The sequence below is a fragment of the Pseudonocardia xinjiangensis genome (assembly GCF_050948425.1).
In the GTDB taxonomy this organism is placed as follows: Bacteria; Actinomycetota; Actinomycetes; order Mycobacteriales; family Pseudonocardiaceae; genus Pseudonocardia; species Pseudonocardia xinjiangensis.
In genome coordinates this window covers 2,027,927-2,045,821 of record NZ_CP192009.1, presented here as the reverse complement: position 1 = coordinate 2,045,821, position 17,895 = coordinate 2,027,927, and the positions used below count along the sequence as shown (strand labels likewise).

Here is a 17,895-nt window from a genome sequence, read left to right as displayed (position 1 = left end):
CCGCGCCCCGCGGCACGACGCACCTGGAGCCCCCTGATGAAGGTCACGGTCGTCGGCGGTGGGTCGACGTACACACCCGAGCTGGTCGACGGGATCGCGCGACTGCGCGACGTGCTGCCCGTGGAGACCCTGGTGCTCGCCGACCCCGCAGCCGATCGGCTCGACGTCGTCGGCGCGATGTCCCGCCGGATGCTGGCGCGCGCCGACCACCCCGCGCAGGTCATCACCACGACCGATGTCGACGCCGGTGTGACCGACGCCGATGCGGTGCTGCTCCAGCTGCGGGTGGGAGGCCAGGAGGCGCGCATGAACGACGAGTCCTGGCCCTTGACGTGCGACTGCATCGGCCAGGAGACGACCGGGGCCGGTGGCCTGGCCAAGGCGCTGCGGACGGTGCCGATCGTGCTGGATATCGCGGAGACCGTGCGCAAGCGGGCCGCCGAGAACGCCTGGATCGTCGACTTCACCAACCCGGTCGGGATCGTCACCCGGGCACTCCTGCAGGCCGGCCACCGCGCCATCGGCCTCTGCAACGTCGCCATCGGTTTCCAGCGCTGGTTCGCCGAGCTGCTCGACGTCGCCCCGGACGAGGTCGGCCTCGGCCATGTGGGCCTCAACCACCTGACCTGGGAGCGGTCGGTGACCGTAGCTGGCCGCGACGTGCTGCCGGAGCTGATCGACCGGCACGGCGCGGACATCGCGGCGCGCGTGGACCAGCCGGAGTGGCTGGTACGCAGTCTCGGCGTCGTCCCGTCGTACTACCTGCACTACTTCTGGCAGCACGACACGGCGGTCGCCGCCGCCCACGGGGCGCAGTCGCGCGGCGCGCGGGTGGCCGAGATGGAACAGACCCTGCTCGAGATGTACGCCGACCCGGCCGTGGACACCAAGCCCGCCCTCCTCGGCGAGCGCGGCGGCGCCTACTACTCCGAGGCGGCGATCAACCTGCTGGCGTCACTGACCGCGGACCGGGGCGACGTGCAGGTCGTGAACCTGCGCAACGACGGCACGCTCCCCTTCCTCCCGGACGACGCCGTCATCGAGGTGCCGGCGACGATCACCGCCCAGGGGGCCGCCGCGCTGCCGGTCGACGCGGTCCCGCCGCTGTACTCCGGGCTGATCAGCCACACCTTCGCCTACGAACAGCTGGCGCTCGACGCCGCAGTCCACGGCGGGCGCGACCGCGTCTTCCGGGCCCTGCTGGCCCACCCGCTCGTCGGGCAGGTCGACCAGGCGGACACGCTCACCGACCTGCTGCTCGCTGCCAACCGCGACCATCTCGGTTGGGCCCGGTGACCCTCGCGCAGGAGCCGGGCGCTGGGCACCCGGACCTCGTCCTCGCCGTGGACGGCGGGAACAGCAAGACCGACGTCGTACTGGTGACCGCGGCCGGGGAGACGCTCAGCCACGTCCGCGGACCGGGGTCCTCGCCCCACCACCTGGGTGTCCAGGGCTCGGTGGACCTGCTCGACGAGCTGGTGCGCAAAACCGCCGCGCAGGCCGGGCTCGACGAACGGGGTCCGGTGGCCACCCTGGCCGAGCTGTACCTCGCCGGCGTCGACTTCCCGAGCGAGAAGGAGACGATGAGCGCCGCCATCGGCGGCCGGGCCTGGGCACGTGAGCACGTCGTCGACAACGACAGCTTCGCGCTGCTGCGCGCCGGTACCGACGCGCCCGACGCCGTCGCCGTGGTCGGCGGGGCGGGGATCAACTGCGTCGGCGTCGCCCGGGACGGCCGGCACGCGCGGTACGCCTCCCTCGGCCGGATCTCCGGTGACTGGGGCGGCGGCATGGATCTCGGTGACGAGGCGCTGTGGTGGGCGGCCCGGGCGGTCGACATGCGCGGCCCCGACACCTCGCTGCGCACGCTGGTCCCGGCGTACTTCGACCTGCCCGACGTCCCCTCGGTGTACGAGGCCATCCACTTCGGCCGCCTGAAGCATCGGCGGCTCGTCGAGCTCGCGCCGACCGTGCTGGCCGCCTCCCGCGACGGTGACGGCGTGGCCCGGGGCATCGTGGAGAGGCTCGCCGACGAGGTCGTCGCTATGACGCGGGCGGCGCTGACCCGGCTGTCGCTGCTGGAGCTGCCCACCGTCGTCGTGCTCGGCGGCGGCGTGCTGACCAGCCGGGACCCGGTCCTGTGTGACGCGATCGACGAGCGGCTCGCCGCCGCGGCACCCCGGGCCCGGACGGTGGTCACGGAGGTCAACCCGGTCGTCGGCGCGGCTCTGCTCGGGCTGGACCGGCTGGGCGTTCCTGAACAGGCCAAGCAGGTGCTGCGGGCCGGTCTCCCGCTGAGCCGGGCCGACGCGTGACCGCCGGACCACGGGACGTCGGGTGGATGGCGCCCGGTCTCGGCGCGTTCCGGTCCAGGGGGCTCAGCCAGGTCACCCGGACGTACTGACCACTGGAGAGGGAGGCTCCCATGCTCTTCGCCGGGATCGCCTGGACCGGCCGGGGGCTCGACGTGGCTTTCCGGGACGCGTCGTCCGCTCCGGTCGGGTCGCCGGTGCACTTCCCCGCCGGACAGGTGAGCGCGCTGGCCGACTTCCTGCGCGACCGCGACCGAGAACTCGGAGCGGGCGTCACCTGCGTCGTCGACAGCACCAACGGCATGGTCGACGGCTGGCTGATGGCGGCCGGGCTCCGGGTACTCCGGGCCGACCCCCGGACGCTGCCGCAGCGTCCGGCCCTGGGCTCCGTCGACGCCGACACGCTGGCCCGCCTTGCGGCGTCCCGCGGCGCCGACCTCACTCCCCTCGTCCTGGCGAGCGGCTCGCTGACCGGCCGGTCCGCCGACCAGGAGCTGTCCTCCCGGGCGAGCGAGGCCGACGTCGCCGCGCTCGCCGCCCGCGGTCGCTGGGTGACCGCAGGCGTGCGGGACGAGGAGGAGCCGGTCGTGGCCCTCACCTTCGACGACGGACCCAACCCGCCCGTCACCGGTCGCGTGCTCGACGTCCTGGCCCGCTACGGCGTGCAGGCCACCTTCTTCTGCGTCGGAATGCACGCCGCCGCCCACCCCGAGTTTCTGGCAAGGATGACGGAGGCCGGGCACGCGCTGGGCAACCACACCTGGTCGCACCCGTTCCTGCCGGATCTGTCCCAGCGGGAGCTGGAGGTGCAGCTCGAGCGCACCGACGACGCCATCGAGAGCGCCGCCGGTGCACGTCCCGTGCGGATGTTCCGCCCGCCGTACGGCTCCCGGAGCCCGGACGTCGTCTCGTGGCTGGGCCGTGACGGCGGCCCTACCGTGGTGCTGTGGGACGTGGACACCGACGACTGGGCTCGGCCCGGTGCGCCGTCCATCACCGCGACCGTGCTGGCACAGGTGCGGCCGGGATCGATCGTTCTGATGCACGACGGGGGCGGCGACCGGTCGCAGACCGTCGAGTCGCTGCCCGCGGTCATCGAGGGGCTGCTCGACCGGGGCTACCGCTTCGCCCGCGCCGACGATCTGGTCGGGCACGGGCTTCCGGGATAGCCACGACGGGGTGCGTGGGGGTGGCGAGCTCATGCCTCTCGCCACCCCCACGAACAGCGGGTTCCGCGTTACGCAGACCCGTCTGTCAGCTGCAGCCGCTGGTGGAGCCGCAGCCCTCGCAGAGGTAGCACGAACCGGCCGGACGCATCTTCGTGCCGCACGTCATGCACAGCGGTGCGTCGGCGGCCTTGCCGAGACGCAGCTCCAGCAGCTCGGTGGAGCTGCCGACCTCGACGGGAGCGCGGGTGGCACCGGGGGTGCGCTCCACCTCGTCGCCCGCCGGGGCGGCATCGACCGTGAACCGCAGGCTCTCGACGTCGACGTCGCCGTAACCCGCGGAGTAGTCGGTGCCCGCCACCTGCTTCGTGCGCTCCTCCGCGGAGAAGATGCCGAGCTGCGCGCGCTTCTCGTAGGGCAGGTGGTCGAGCGCGAGCCGGCGGAACAGGTAGTCGAGCACGCTCGTGGCGATCCGGACGTCCGGGTCGTCGGTCATGCCGGCGGGCTCGAAGCGCAGGTTGGAGAACTTCGAGACGTAGAACTCGAGCGGGATCCCGTACTGCAGGCCCACCGAGATCGACATCGAGAACGCGTCCATCACACCCGAGAGGGTGGAACCCTGCTTGCCCAGCTTGACGAAGATCTCGCCGAGGCCGTTGTCGGGGTAGGAACCCGCGGTGAGGTAGCCCTCGGCCCCGCCGACGGTGAAGGAGACCGTCTCGCTGGGGCGCTTCTTGGGCAGCCTGCGGCGCACCGGCCGCGCCTCGACCGGGGCGGCGACCTCGGCCTTCTGCGTGGCCTTCGCCGACTTGCCCGCCGACAGCGGCTGGCCGACCTTGCAGTTGTCGCGGTAGATCGCGAGCGCCTTGAGGCCGAGCTTCCAGCCCTCCAGGTAGATCTTCTCGACGTCCTCGACGGTGGCCGCCTCCGGCATGTTGACCGTCTTCGAGATGGCCCCGGACATGAACGGCTGCACCGCGGCCATCATCCGGACGTGGCCCATGGGCGCGATCGAGCGTTCGCCCATCGCGCAGTCGAACACCTCGTAGTGCTCCTGACGCAGGCCGGGGGCGTCGATCACGTGGCCGTGCTCACCGATGTACTCGACGATCGCCTCGACCTGCTCGGCCTGGTAGCCCAGCTTCGTGAGCGCGCGCGGCACCGTCTGGTTGACGATCTGCATGGAGCCGCCGCCGACCAGCTTCTTGAACTTGACCAGCGCGAGGTCCGGCTCGATTCCGGTGGTGTCGCAGTCCATCATCAGGCCGATGGTGCCGGTGGGGGCGAGCACCGATGCCTGGGCGTTGCGCCACCCGTTGCGCTCGCCTGTGGCGAGGCAGTCCTTCCAGGTGATTGTGGCGAGCTTGTGGACCGCGCTGCTCGCCGGGAAGGTGCGCACGTCGTCGTTGGCCGCGGCGTGCTTGCGCATGACGCGCTGGTGCGACTCGGCGTTGCGCGCGTAGCCCTCGTAGGGGCCCACCACGCCGGCGAGCTCGGCCGACCGCTTGTAGGCCGCGCCCGTCATCAGCGACGTGATGGCCGCGGCCAGTGCCTGGCCGCCCTCCGAGTCGTACGCGTGGCCGGTGGCCATCAGGAGCGCACCGAGGTTGGCGTAGCCGATACCGAGCTGGCGGAACTTGCGGGTGGTGTCGGCGATCGGCTCGGTGGGGAAGTCGGCGAAGCAGATCGAGATGTCCATCGCCGTGATGATCAGCTCGACGGCCTTGCGGAACCGCACCGCGTCGAACTGGCCGTCGTCGCCGAGGAACTTCAGCAGGTTCAGCGAGGCGAGGTTGCAGCTCGAGTTGTCGAGGTGCATGTACTCCGAGCAGGGGTTGGACGCGGAGATCCGGCCCGACTCGGGACAGGTGTGCCAGTCGTTGATCGTGCCGTCGTACTGGATGCCCGGGTCGGCGCACTCCCACGCGGCCTGCGCGATGGTGCGGAACAGCTTCTTCGCGCCCACCTTCTCGATGACCTCGCCGGTCATGCGGGCCCGCAGGCCGAACTCGCCGTCGGCCTCGACGGCGCGCATGAACTCGTCGGTGACCCGCACGGAGTTGTTGGCGTTCTGGTACTGCACCGAGGTGATGTCGGAGCCACCGAGGTCCATGTCGAAGCCTGCGTCGCGCAGGACCCGGATCTTGGCCTCCTCCTTGGCCTTGGTGGCGACGAACTCCTCGATGTCGGGGTGGTCGACGTCGAGGACGACCATCTTCGCCGCGCGGCGCGTGGCGCCACCGGACTTGATGGTGCCCGCGCTGGCGTCGGCGCCGCGCATGAACGACACCGGGCCGGACGCGGTGCCGCCGGAGGACAGCAGCTCCTTCGAGGAGCGGATGCGGGAGAGGTTGAGGCCGGCACCCGAGCCGCCCTTGAAGATCAGCCCCTCCTCGCGGTACCAGTTGAGGATCGACTCCATCGTGTCGTCGACGGCGAGGATGAAGCAGTTGTGTACCCGCAGACCGCCGGCGAGGAACTCACCGGACTCGGTCTGGATGTCGTAGACCTCTTGCGCACCGAGCTCCTCGATCCGCGCGATCTCGAGCCGCTTCACCTCGCGGGCCGGGCGCCCGGGCAGATCGAAGGACGCCTCCAGCTTGGCCTCCTTGATCGGGTCGATGAACCCGATCTCGTCGGCGAAGGTACGGCGGTCACCCGCGTTCTGGATGCGGATGCCCCACAGGTCGTGCCGGTCCGGCCGGGGGTCGGCCTTGCGCCCGACCCGGGCGAAGATCCCGAACCGGCCGAGCAGAGCCTGGACACCGCGGATCAGCTGCTCGCTGATCATGTCCATGCCGAGGAGCGTGGAACGCTCCCGGCGCGACACGTATCCCTCGGCCTGGAACAGGCTGCGGAGATAGCACGCGACGACGGGCAGCGGGGCCGTGAAGAGGTGGGCGGGCACCGTCATCTCGACGCCCCGCGTGCGGAGTGCCCAGCGCTCCACGAAGTCGGAGAGCTCAGCGCCATAGAGGCGGGTGCGACGGCAGTCGAGCGACGTGTCCTGCGTGGTGACCGTGCGTTCGTGCCGGTGGACGCCGGGGAACACCGCGTCGAGGGCGGCGGTGACCCAGCTCCGCTCGGCGTCGGTGACGGTGATCGCCTCGATCGTGAGCGACCTGTTGGTGCCGGTCTCGTACTGGCCGACGAACCCGTCGGCCTGCAACCAACCGGCCAACGACGCCTCGGCGAGCTGGGCGACCTCGATGACCGACTCCCCGTAGGAGTGGGTGCGGTGCCACTCGAGCTGGTCACCCGCCTCGAGAGTGCCGGCCTCCACCCAGCGACCGGTACCGGCCCCTGTGCTCTTCCAGACGACGTGATCCGGGGTGACGTCGAGGGCGTGGCCCGACTTCGTGTGCAGCCGGAGCACGTCGCGCACGCCGTTGGCCTTCGTCGCGACGATGCTCGTGAGGCCGTGGGCGTCGAAGACCTTCGTGCCGACGGCGTCGCTCGCGACGAGCTCGCCGATCGGGACCAGACCGGCGGGTGTGCTGACCAGTGCGCCATACGGAAGACACGCGCTGACCTGCTGCGGGGAGCTCGTGCCGACGTTGAACCACACCGGGGAGTTGAAGCTGAACACCTGGTGCAGCAGCATCCAGGTGAGCTCCTGGCCGAAGATCTCCGCGTCGTCCTCGGTGGCGAAGTAGGCGTTGTCGAGGCCCGCGCGGCGGTACACCCCGACGACCCGGTCGATCAGCTGCCGCAGGCTCGACTCCCGCTGCGGGCTCCCCGGGGCGCCGCGGAAGTACTTGCTCGTGACGATGTTGGTGGCGTTGACCGACCAGGAGGCGGGGAACTCGACCCCGCGCTGCTCGAAGTTGACCGTGCCGTCGCGCCAGTTGGTCATGACGACGTCGCGGCGCTCCCAGGTGACCTCGTCGTACGGGTGGACACCGGGGCTGGTGTAGATCCGCTCGACGGTGAGGCCGGCGGGCCGGCCCGCCTTGCCGGGGCCCTTCTTCCCTCGCCCTGACGCGGTTCCGACGGTCTCGGTCATGCTCTCCCTCTCCTGCGATGCCGGCGGCGGGGTCCGTCGGTACGCGGTATGGCTGCGCTGGTGATGTGTCTGCGCGTGGTGGACGTGGTGCCGTGCTGTGCCTGGTGGCCGTGCTGTGCCTGTGGCAGGTACCGGGCGTCGGTGTTCAGTCGGCGGACTGGTCGCTGCCCGGAGTGCGGAGCTCCGCGATTTCCTTCTCGAAGTCCTCGATGGAGGAGAACGACCGGTAGACGCTCGCGAAACGGAGGTAGGCGACCTCGTCGAGCTCACGCAGCGGACCGAGGATGGCCAGTCCGACCTCGTGGCTGGGGATCTCGGCCGTGCCGCCCGCGCGGACGGCCTCCTCCACGCGGTGCGCAAGCTGCTGCAACGCGTCCTCGTCGACGGGCCGGCCCTGGCAGGCGCGGCGGACGCCGGTGACGACCTTCTCGCGGCTGAACGGTTCCGTGACGCCGCTGCGCTTGACGACGGCGAGCACGGCCTCCTCCACGGTGGTGAAGCGGCGACCGCACGAGGCGCAGGAACGTCTGCGCCGCGTCGCCTGGCCGTCGTCGACCTCGCGGGAGTCGATGACCCGGCAGTCCGAGTACCGACAGAACGGGCAGCGCATCGGACCGATCCCTTCACCACGGTGTTGTCGCCCTGGCCGCCCGGAAAACCCAGCCGGTGGACGAACAACACGAGTGTAACCACAACATGTAGGGGCAAGGGAAGTCGGAGGCCCCATACGTGCCGACCCCGTCCACCTAACGGGAACTGACCTCGCGGTGCGCGACGTGGCGGACGCCGAGGGTCAGCCCAGCGGGACGCGCAGCACCTGCCCGGGGCGGAGCTCCACCGAAGTGAGGGAGTTGACGGTGACGATCCGCTCCGTGAGCGCCGCCACCTGCGCTCCCGACGCCGTCGGCGCGACGCCACGTGCGACATCCTGGACGGTGGCCTCGGGCCCCACGGTGACCGTGGCCACCGCCGGCGCCGGACCTCCCGCACCCACCCGGGACTGTGCCACGGTGCCGGCCAGCAGCCCGAGGCCGACCACTAGCGCCGCGGCCGCCACGGTGAGGGCAGCACCGCCCAGCACCCGGCGCACCCGGATCGTCAGCGGAGACACCGGCTCGACCACCACGGGGCGCCGGACGAGCAGCCGTGGCCCCGAGGACGACGGCAGAGCGGGCCAGACCGGCCGCGGCAGCGCCGCGGGCCGGACGATCACCGGCACCGCCACCGGACGCACCGGGCGCGGCCCCCGTGAACCGCGCCGCGACCCGCCCCACCCGTACCCGGCGCTCGGCCGGCCACCGGGGCGCATCCGCCGGACCACTCCCCCACCGGGCGCGCCGGACGCGACCGGCACGGCCTCCTCGGCCACGGGCACCGGCCCGGATCCCCGCCGCCCGGCCACCGCCCCCTGAACGGCGAGCCGCAACACTCCCCGACCTGGGCGCCGACGTGCTCCCCAGGCTCGATCCTCGGCCGGCCGTCCGATCTTCCCGTGCTCGTCCATCGCCGCCTCCGCCTCTCACCGCCGCCGTGCGATCAAACAACCGTTCGAACGAACGCCTGACGATGTGTACCACCGAGCACCGACAGAATCGAGAAAAGTGGGCGTGTCGTTCGAACATGCGTTTGGCGAAGAACGGGATCGGGGCTACCGTCGTGCCGACGGCGGTGGCCCCGCGTCACCGGTTCGGACGGCGTCCGCACCGGCGGCCCGCGGGCACCACTGCAGCACGAGCACCACCGGCACCACAGCACCGACAGAGCACACCTGCACAGCACCACGGACGATCTCGGACATCGCGTCGCACCCCCGGCAGCCACCACGCGCCGGCGGGGGCGACCACTGAGGAGGCACGACGAATGGCACGGGACGAGCCCGGCACCGGGGCCGGTAGCGAGGCCGGCCCGGACACACCCGGCGGCGCCACAGCGGCGCGGAACGGCGAGTCGGCGCAGGTCAGCCCCTTTCCCGACCCCCCGACGGGGCCGGTAGGCCTGACTCCGCGCCAGCGCAAGGTCCTCGAGGTGATCCGCGACTGGGTGGAGCGCTTCGGGTACCCGCCGAGCGTCCGGGAGATCGGCGACGCCGTCGGGCTCACCTCCACCTCGTCGGTGCACCACCAGCTGCGCACGCTGGAGCGCAAGGGGTACCTGCGCCGCGATCCCAACCGCACCCGCGCCGTCGACGTGCGGGGGCCCGACGACGCGCCGGTCGCCGACGCCGTGGTCACCACGGCCGCGACCACGGTCGAGACCACCGGCTCCGACGACCTCCGCCCGACGCCCGCGTTCGTGCCGCTGCTGGGCAACATCGCCGCCGGTGGGCCGATCCTCGCCGAGCAGGCCGTCGAGAGCGTGTTCCCGCTCCCCCGCGAGATCGTCGGGGAGGGCACCCTGTTCCTGCTCAACGTCCGCGGCGACTCGATGGTCGAGGCCGCGATCACCGACGGCGACTGGGTCGTCGTGCGTCAGCAGCCCGTCGCGGAGAACGGCGAGATCGTCGCCGCGATGATCGACGGCGAGGCCACGGTCAAGACGTTCAAGCGGCGTGACGGGCACGTCTGGCTGATGCCGGCCAACCCGGCGTACGACCCGATCCCCGGTGACGACGCGAGCGTGCTCGGCCGCGTGGTGGCGGTACTGCGCAGGCTCTGACCCGGCTGCGGGTGCCCGGGGCCCGTCGGCCGGGCCCGGTGGTTCAGCGGCGGCGCACGGCCAGCGCCGCCGCCACCAGCAGCAGCAGGCCCACCGCGACGCCGCCGCCGATCACGGCGGGCTGCCATGCGGGTGTGGGCTCCGCCGCCGCGGCGGGCGCCGGAGGTGGAGCGCTGTCGGCCGGGAGCCGGTCGGCCACGAGTGCCGTCGCTCCCGGCACCGCGCGGAGCTCTCCGGGCACCACGCGGGTCTCCGAACCGGACAGGAGCGTGCCGTCGGGCTCGAACGCCACCGCCTCGCCCTGCGGCTCGTCCGGCAGCGGCACCTGCACCGGCGTACCCGTCAACGCCTCGACGACGTCGTCGTCGGGCACCGGGTAGAGCCAGGCGTCGGTGTAGCTGCGCACCGCCACCACCGAGCCGTCCGCGTTCTCCGCGGCCCCCGTGACCAGCCGCGATCCCGCTCCGCCCACCGGTCCGCCGACCGTGGCGGACTGCGGCAGCGTCAGCTCGCCGACCTGCACCAGCGGGGTGGGGCCCTCGCCTGTGGGTGGGGTTGCAGTGCGGTACACACCCGCGGGGCGGCCGACCTCCTTGGTGATCACCACCGGCCGGCCGGCCGCGTCCACGAGCAGGGCCTCCGCGTCGTGCGGGCCGTCGGGATAGGTCAGCCGGTGCACCTGGGCCGCCCCCCGGCGCGGCAGCACGATCACCGCCACGGACTCCCGGCGCCGCTGGTTGTCCCCGGTGTCGGCCACCCACAGCGAGCCGTCCGGACCGCGGGCCAGGTCCTCGGGGTCGTACGGGTCCACCCCGGCGGTGCGCGAGTCGATCACCGCACAGGTGGAGGGGTCCAGCCGGTGCAGCTGGACGCGGCGGCCACCGTCGCTCATCGCCCACACCGCGTCACCGTCGACGACCAGCCCGGACAGCTCGCCGAGCCGGGGGTCGTCGATGGTGCAGCGAGCCTGCGGTGCGGGGACCCCGGCGAGGGACGCCGCGAGCGCACCGGCCACGAGCAGCCGGATCAGCGCGCGGCACCGTCCTCGAGCGGGGCTCCGACCAGTGCGAACGGCAGTACGGCCGTGGCCAGCTCGGCGCCGACCCTGGCGTGCATCCGGGTGCCGTGCGGGGTGTGCTCCTCCGCCAGCACCTCACCCTCGGAGTGCACGCGCGCCACCAGCGAGCCCTGTGCGTAGGGCAGCAGCAGCTCGACGTCGACCTCCGGGCGCGGCAGCAGCTCGGCGATCCGCTCGCGGAGCTTCTGCACGCCGTCGCCGCGCCTGGCGGAAACGAACACGGCGTCCGGGAGCAGGTGGCGCAGGCGCGCCAGCTGCAGGTCGCCCGCCGCGTCCGTCTTGTTGACGACGAGCAGCTCCCGCGGCATGGAGCCCGCGTTCTGCTCCCCGATCTCGACGAGCACCTCGCGAACGGCCTTGATCTGGTCCTCCGGGAGCGCGTCGGAGGCGTCGACCACGTGCACGAGCAGGTCGGCGGCCGCCGTCTCCTCGAGCGTGGACCGGAACGCCTCGACGAGCTGGTGGGGCAGGTGCCGCACGAACCCGACGGTGTCGGTGAGCGTGAACGTGCGCCCGTCCGAGGTGGACGTGCGGCGCGTGGTGGGGTCGAGGGTGGCGAACAGCGCGTCCTCGACGAGCACACCGGCGTCGGTGAGCGCGTTGAGCAGGCTGGACTTGCCCGCGTTGGTGTAGCCGACGATCGCGACCGACGGCACCTCGTTGCGCCTGCGCGCCCAGCGTTGGGTCTCGCGCACCTGCTTCATGCCCGAGATCTCGCGGCGCAGCTTGGCCATCCGGTTGCGGATGCGGCGCCGGTCGAGCTCGATCTTGGTCTCACCGGGGCCACGGCCGCCGATCCCGACACCGCCTGCCGCACGGCCACCCACCTGGCGCGACAGCGCCTCGCCCCAGCCGCGCAGGCGCGGGAGGAGGTAGGACAGCTGTGCCAGCTCGACCTGCGCCTTGCCGTCCTTGGAGCGGGCGTGCTGGGCGAAGATGTCGAGGATCAGCGCGGTGCGGTCGATGACCTTGACCTTGAGCTTCTCCTCCAGCTGGCGCAGCTGGCCGGGAGAGAGCTCACCGTCGCAGATCACCGTGTCGGCACCGGCGGAGAGCACGGCGTCGCGCAGCTCGTCGACCTTGCCGGTGCCGATGAAGGTGGCGGGGTCGGGCCGGGAACGGCGCTGGATCAGGCCGTCGAGCACCTCGGAACCGGCGGTCTCGGCGAGGCGCGCCAGCTCGGTGAGCGAGGCCTGGGCCTGCTCGGCGCTGCCCTCGGTCCAGACTCCGACGAGCACGACGCGCTCGAGGCGCAGCTGCCGGTACTCGACCTCGGTGACGTCGGTGAGCTCGGTGGACAGTCCGGCGACGCGACGGAGCGATGTGCGCTCCTCGAGCTCCAGGTCGCCGCGGGTGGCATCAGCGGACCGCGCATCCGCAGCGCGCGGGCGCCGGTCACCGGTGGTGGTGGACAGGACGGGTTCAGTCATCGTGGGATTCATGCTCCCATGTCAACGCCCTGGCTGTCTGGTTTGTTTCTACGCGGAACATCGCGTGGCGGACGCGGTCAGCTGCTCATCCGGGCGGGCTCCCGGCCGGCGGCCTCCCACCAGGACCTGGTCAGCTCGCCGTGGGCCACGAGAACGGCAGGCCCGTGCAGCACGGTGGTGGCGGCCTCGACGGTGACCCGGAGTCGGCCGCCGGGGGTGTGCACGGCCACCGTGCCGGTGTGCCGGCCGGCGTCGCGCAGCGCGGCCACGGCCGCGGCGACCGTGCCGGTGCCGCAGGAGCGCGTCTCCCCCACGCCCCGCTCGTGCACGCGCATCGTCACCTCTCCGTCGGAGCCCCCGCCGGTCGCGACGAGCGGGGAGACGAACTCGACGTTCACCCCGTGCGGGAACAGCGCCCGGTCGTGGCCGGGGGCAGCGGTGAGATCGAGCGCGTCGATGTGGTGGCCGGTGACGCACGCCAGGTGGGGGTTGCCGACGTCGACGGCCACGCCGGAAAAGAGCGCACCGTCGACGCTCGCGGTGCTGTGCTCCCCGACGATCGCAGGCCCCATGTCGACCGAGATCTCACCGTCGGGGCTGGTGGGGTCCATCCGGACGACTCGCACGCCGCTGCGGGTGCCCACCGGCGTCTCGCTGCCGCCGAGCCAGCCGGCGTGCTGCAGGTAGCGCGCGAAGACGCGCACGCCGTTTCCGCACATCTCGACGGCCGTGCCGTCGGCGTTGCGGTAGTCCATGAACCACTCGACGCCCGGCTCGGGCGCGGGCCCGTCCTCCAGGGCGGCCCAGCGCACCACGCGCAGCACGCCGTCGGCGCCGAGGCCGCGGCGGCGGTCGCACAGTGCGGCGACCCTGGCCGGGGCCAGGTCCAGGGTGGCGTCGGGGTCGGGGAGCAGGACGAAGTCGTTCTCCGTGCCGTGCCCCTTGCTGAACTGCACGTCATGAGCCTACTTGCGCGGGCAGCGCGGCGACGGCCCGGTCGAACAGGTCCGGTGCGGCGCCGTCGAGCCACCGGATGCGGGGGTCGCGGCGGAACCAGGAGCGCTGGCGGCGCACGAACCGCCGTGTGGCCCGCACGGTGTCGGTGGCGGCGGACGCGAGGTCCCCTGCTCCGTCGAGGGCGGCCACGACCTGCTGGTAACCCAGTGCCCGCGACGCGGTGAGCCCGTCGCGGAGGCCGTGGCCGAGCAGCCCGCGGGTCTCGTCGACGAGCCCGGCGGCGAACATCCGCGCCACCCGCCGGGCCAGGCGGACGTCCAGCTCGGCGGTGTCCCGGTCGACGCCGAGCAGCACGGCGTCGTAGCGGGGCGCACCGCCGGTGGGCAGCCGGGCCGGGAACGGGCGCCCGGTCAGGGCGATCACCTCCAGCGCGCGGACGATCCGGCGGCCGTTGGTCGGCAGCACCACCGCGGCCGCAGCCGGGTCGACCTCGGCGAGCCGGGCGTGCAGCGCCTGCGGCCCGCTCCCGTCCAGCTCGGCCTGCAGCGCGGCCCGCAGACCCGGATCCGTGCCGGGGAACTCCAGCTCGTCGACGACGGCCTGCACGTACAGGCCGGAGCCGCCCACCAGCACCGGGGTGCGGCCTGCGGCTCGCAACCGCTCCACCACCTCCCGCGCCGCGCGCTGGTAGGCCGCCACGGACGCGACCTCCGTGACGTCGAGGACGTCGAGCAGGTGGTGCGGGACCCCCGCCCGTTCGGCGGCCGTGAGCTTCGCCGTGCCGATGTCCAGCCCGCGGTAGAGCTGCATCGCGTCGGCGTTGATCACCTCGCCGCCCAGCTCGGCGGCCAGGGCGAGGCCCAGGTCGGACTTGCCGGTCCCCGTCGGGCCGACGACGGCGACCAGAGGTGGCGCGCTCACGGCAGCGGCGTCCAGACCGCCACGTGGTAGGCCACGCCGTACGGGACCGCCGAGTACGTCAGCTCCCCGCGCCAGCGCCTGCCCGCGGCCGCACCGGCGAGCACCTGCCACGGGGCCCGGCCAGCGACGTGCAGTGCGGTGGCGAGGCCGGCGTCGAGGTGGGCCAGCGCGTCGGTGTCGGCGTCGCGCAGAGCGGCGGCGACCGCCGCGTCGAACGGGCCGGCGCGCTCGTCGAGGTATCCCGGGGCCTTCGCGGTGTGGGTGGTGGCGCCGTCCCCGACGACCAGCAGGCCCACCGGGTCCGGGTCGGCCGCGAGCTCGGCGGCGAGCGCCGTGCCGAGCTCGGCGCACGCCCGTGGGTCCTCGTCCGGCGCGACGAGCTCGCCCCGGATGCTGACGGCGACACCCCCGGCGGCGGCCACCCAGCCGGCGATCAGCAGCGGCAGCGGGAGCTCCGGATCGACCGGCACGGCGGCCGATGCCGGGTCGAGACCCACCACGACGTCCGCCCCGAAACCCACGAAGCTGCCCCTGGCCGGTGGCCGCACGGTGCGCCGTCCGCCCGCGTCGGCGCCCACGGCGACCCACCGGGCCGAGGCTGCGCCCAGCCGCGCCGCAGCGCCGACGCACGCGGCCCGTAGCTCGGCCGTCTCGGTGGCCGCGCCCGTCGCCAGCTCGGGGACGAGCAGCGGCGGCTCGGGCAGCACGGCGACCAACGTCAGCACGCCTCCGAGCGTAGGCCGCGGCCCTCCCACCAGCGCGTTCGGGCGCGGCTCGCCGACCAGGACCGGCCGCTGGCTGCGTAGCGCCCCTGCAGGTTGTTCCGGTCGGCCCCCCGAGCTGTTTGAATCGCGGGACGACCGCCGGTCACGAGGACCGGCGACGGTCGCTGTGCACGGCTCCGCCCGCGGGCGGGGCGCCCACCGTCCGCGGTGGGCCGGAGCAAGGAGGACGACGGTGTCGGAGCAGCAGGGGACGGAAACGCCACTCACCACCACCGGGAGCGGGGCCGAGCCCGCCCCCGAGGTCGAGCAGGCGGCAGCGACGCGGCCCACGGTCCAGGAGGAGCCCTTGGGGGCCGACGGCGCGGCCGCCGGCCCGGCGGCCCCGGCCACCGAGGTCGCCGACGACACCGAGGTCACCGAGACCCCGGCCCCCCGCCCCTCACCGCTGTCGTTCGCCCACGGCGGGTCCGGCGCCACCGCCGAGCCCGGAGCCGACGTCGAGGCGGCGGCCACGTCCCCGGAGGCCGAGCTGAGCCCGGCCCCCGCCCCGGAACAGGACCCGGCGCCTGCCGCCGAAGCGAGCCCGGCCCCGGCTGCCGAGACGAGCCCGGCACCTGCCGCCGAGCCGGTCCCCTCGCCGGTCGAGCCGAGCCCGGCCACCGAGGCCGCCGCGCCGCCGGCCACCGACGCCTCTCCCGCCACCCCCGAGCCGCCGCGGCCCGGGCCGCCTGCCGTGCCTGCGCCGCCCCGGCCCGGGCCTGCCGCCGTGCCCGCCCCGCCCCGGCCGGGGCCGCCGGCGGTGCCGGGGGTGCCGCACCCGACGCCCCCCGTGGCCACGCCGGCGGCGGTCGCTCCGGAGGTGGCGGCGCCGGTGGCCCAGCCCTCCCCCGTGGCCAGCGCCGGCACCGACCCGGGCCGCTGGGGGCGGGTCGACGCCGAGGGCACGATCTACGTCCGCACTCCCGAGGGTGAGCGCATCGTCGGCTCCTGGCAGGCCGGGGCCCCCGAGGAGGGGCTCGCCCACTTCGCCCGCCGGTTCGACGACCTGCTCACCGAGGTCGAACTGCTCGCCGCCCGGCTCGCGGCGGGCGGCGGCGAGCCGAAGCACGCCCTGAGCAGCGCGAAGACGCTGCGTGACGGGCTGGACGAGGCCACCGTGGTCGGCGACCTGGTGGGGCTGCGGGCCCGGCTGGACGAGCTGGTGACCCAGGCCGAGGAGGCCGTCGCCGCGGCCCGGTCGGCGCGCGACGCCCAGCGCGCCGCCGCGGTGGCCCGCAAGGAGGAGCTCGCGGCGGAGGCCGAGACCCTCGCCGAGGAGGCCACGCAGTGGAAGCAGGCGGGCGACCGGTTCAAGGCGATCCTCGACGAGTGGCGCGCGATCCGCGGCGTCGACCGCAAGACCGACGAGCTGCTGTGGAAGCGGTTCTCGAAGGCGCGTGAGTCGTTCAACCGGCGCCGCGGCTCCCACTTCGCCGACCTCGACCGCCAGCGCGCCACGGCCAAGACCCGCAAGGAGGAGCTGGTCGTCGAGGCCGAAAAGCTGAGCGACTCCGACGACTGGGGTCCCACGGCGGCCCGCTTCCGCGACCTGATGACGGAGTGGAAGGCCGCGGGGCGCGCGCAGAAGGACGCCGACGACTCGCTGTGGCAGCGCTTCCGCACCGCTCAGGACGCGTTCTTCGCGCGCCGCGCCGGCACGTTCGCCGAGCGCGACGCCGAGTTCGCGGCCAACGCCGACGCGAAGCGGGCGCTGCTCGTCGAGGCCGAGAAGATCGACCTGTCCGACCCGGCCGGGGCACGCGCGGCGCTGCGGCGCGTCCAGGAGCGCTGGGAGGAGATCGGCAAGGTCCCGCGCGACGACATCCGGCCGCTCGAGGCCGGCCTGCGGGCCGTCGAGGAGAGGGTGCGGGAGGCCGCCGAGCGGCAGTGGCGGCGCACGGACCCCGAGGCCGAGGCGAGGGTGGCCCAGTTCCGCGAGCGGGTGGCCCAGTTCGAGGCGCAGGCGGAGAAGGCCAGCGCGGCCGGTGACGCCCGGCGTGCCGAGCAGGCCCGGAGCCAGGCCGAGCAGTGGCGCGAGTGGCTCACCACCGCGGAGCAGGCGGTCAAGCAGCGCTGAGGACGGGCAGCGCTGAGGGGCGGGCAGCCCGCTGGCTGCCCGGCCTCAGCGGCGCCCGACGATCCGCACCCAGCACACGGCGAGCGCGATCACGGCGAGCAGGGCCACCACGAGCCCGATCCCGGCCGAGGTGCCGCCCGCGGTGATCGACACCTGCCGGGACCAGATCGCCCATACCCCGGTCACCACGGAGATCCCGCAGCCCACCGCGGCCAGCCAGGCGAGCGCCCACCACCGGGTGGCGAGCGCGAGTGCCGAGACCACGAGGCCGAAGCCGAGCGAGGTGAAGGTGAACAGCCGCGGCAGCACGCCGAGCTGCGGCTCGAGGCCCGCGAGCACCTGCCACCCGTGGATCGACCCGGTCCACGGCAGGATCAGCCCCACGATCAGCACGAGGATCGCGACGGACACTCCCATCGCGGTCGGGCCGGGGTCGATCTGGCGGACGATCGGGAAGCGCCTCCCGCTCAGCTCCGCGTCGAGGGCCACCAGCTCGTCGGGAATCTTCCGGTCACTCATCACGTCTCTC

General features: G+C 73.7%; 14 protein-coding genes. 5 read left to right on the top strand and 9 right to left on the bottom strand.

The window, feature by feature from the left end; genetic code table 11:
- Positions 1-36 precede the first annotated feature (36 nt).
- The 3 genes from ACQPZA_RS09655 (at position 37) to ACQPZA_RS09645 (ending at position 3,481) form a co-directional block, all read left to right on the top strand.
- Positions 37-1,296 carry a 6-phospho-beta-glucosidase gene (locus ACQPZA_RS09655; protein ID WP_433279873.1) on the top strand — a complete coding sequence of 420 codons (1,260 nt, stop codon included), beginning with the start codon at positions 37-39 and terminating at the stop codon, positions 1,294-1,296.
- On the top strand, positions 1,293-2,315 hold the full coding sequence (locus ACQPZA_RS09650) for an N-acetylglucosamine kinase (RefSeq protein ID WP_433279872.1): 1,023 nt from the start codon (positions 1,293-1,295) through the stop codon (positions 2,313-2,315). Before ACQPZA_RS09655 ends, ACQPZA_RS09650 begins: the two co-directional genes overlap by 4 nt.
- Before the next feature lie 110 nt (positions 2,316-2,425).
- Positions 2,426-3,481, top strand: coding sequence for a polysaccharide deacetylase family protein (locus ACQPZA_RS09645; protein ID WP_433279871.1), 1,056 nt, complete (start codon positions 2,426-2,428; stop codon positions 3,479-3,481).
- Between the two features lie 85 nt (positions 3,482-3,566).
- On the opposite strand, the gene ACQPZA_RS09640 is transcribed toward ACQPZA_RS09645, so the two are convergent.
- The 3 genes from ACQPZA_RS09640 to ACQPZA_RS09630 all read right to left on the bottom strand — a co-directional run bounded on the left by ACQPZA_RS09640 (position 3,567) and on the right by ACQPZA_RS09630 (position 8,859).
- Complete coding sequence (locus tag ACQPZA_RS09640) at positions 3,567-7,484, bottom strand: vitamin B12-dependent ribonucleotide reductase (protein ID WP_433279870.1); 3,918 nt, start codon at positions 7,482-7,484, stop codon at positions 3,567-3,569.
- Positions 7,485-7,629: 145 nt separating this feature from the next.
- Positions 7,630-8,094: a transcriptional regulator NrdR gene (gene nrdR, locus ACQPZA_RS09635; protein WP_169395145.1), complete on the bottom strand. Its 465-nt coding sequence runs from the start codon at positions 8,092-8,094 to the stop codon at positions 7,630-7,632.
- Positions 8,095-8,277: 183 nt separating this feature from the next.
- A complete protein-coding gene (locus ACQPZA_RS09630) occupies positions 8,278-8,859 on the bottom strand; it encodes a hypothetical protein (RefSeq protein ID WP_433279869.1) in 582 nt (193 codons plus the stop codon).
- Positions 8,860-9,344: 485 nt separating this feature from the next.
- Between ACQPZA_RS09630 and lexA the strand changes: the two genes are divergently transcribed.
- Positions 9,345-10,139 (top strand): transcriptional repressor LexA, encoded by a 795-nt coding sequence (lexA, locus tag ACQPZA_RS09625; protein WP_169395147.1) that lies wholly within the window; start codon positions 9,345-9,347, stop codon positions 10,137-10,139.
- A 43-nt stretch (positions 10,140-10,182) separates the two neighbouring features.
- Here the strand turns inward: lexA and ACQPZA_RS09620 are convergent, their stop codons facing one another.
- The 5 genes from ACQPZA_RS09620 to ACQPZA_RS09600 form a co-directional block, all read right to left on the bottom strand.
- Positions 10,183-11,154 carry a hypothetical protein gene (locus ACQPZA_RS09620; RefSeq protein WP_433279868.1) on the bottom strand — a complete coding sequence of 324 codons (972 nt, stop codon included), beginning with the start codon at positions 11,152-11,154 and terminating at the stop codon, positions 10,183-10,185.
- Between the two features lie 11 nt (positions 11,155-11,165).
- Positions 11,166-12,647, bottom strand: a complete 1,482-nt coding sequence (gene hflX, locus ACQPZA_RS09615; RefSeq protein WP_169395148.1) for a GTPase HflX — start codon at positions 12,645-12,647, stop codon at positions 11,166-11,168.
- Positions 12,648-12,724: 77 nt separating this feature from the next.
- Positions 12,725-13,603 carry a diaminopimelate epimerase gene (gene dapF / locus ACQPZA_RS09610; RefSeq protein ID WP_433279867.1) on the bottom strand — a complete coding sequence of 293 codons (879 nt, stop codon included), beginning with the start codon at positions 13,601-13,603 and terminating at the stop codon, positions 12,725-12,727.
- 1 nt (position 13,604) lies between these two features.
- Positions 13,605-14,525: a tRNA (adenosine(37)-N6)-dimethylallyltransferase MiaA gene (gene miaA / locus ACQPZA_RS09605; protein WP_433279866.1), complete on the bottom strand. Its 921-nt coding sequence runs from the start codon at positions 14,523-14,525 to the stop codon at positions 13,605-13,607.
- Positions 14,522-15,250 carry a hypothetical protein gene (locus ACQPZA_RS09600; RefSeq protein WP_433279865.1) on the bottom strand — a complete coding sequence of 243 codons (729 nt, stop codon included), beginning with the start codon at positions 15,248-15,250 and terminating at the stop codon, positions 14,522-14,524. Before ACQPZA_RS09600 ends, miaA begins: the two co-directional genes overlap by 4 nt.
- A 799-nt stretch (positions 15,251-16,049) precedes the next feature.
- Between ACQPZA_RS09600 and ACQPZA_RS09595 the strand changes: the two genes are divergently transcribed.
- Positions 16,050-17,366, top strand: coding sequence for a DUF349 domain-containing protein (locus tag ACQPZA_RS09595; protein WP_433282742.1), 1,317 nt, complete (start codon positions 16,050-16,052; stop codon positions 17,364-17,366).
- A gap of 45 nt (positions 17,367-17,411) precedes the next feature.
- Here the strand turns inward: ACQPZA_RS09595 and ACQPZA_RS09590 are convergent, their stop codons facing one another.
- Positions 17,412-17,885, bottom strand: a complete 474-nt coding sequence (locus tag ACQPZA_RS09590; protein WP_433279864.1) for an Rv2732c family membrane protein — start codon at positions 17,883-17,885, stop codon at positions 17,412-17,414.
- Positions 17,886-17,895: the final 10 nt, after the last annotated feature.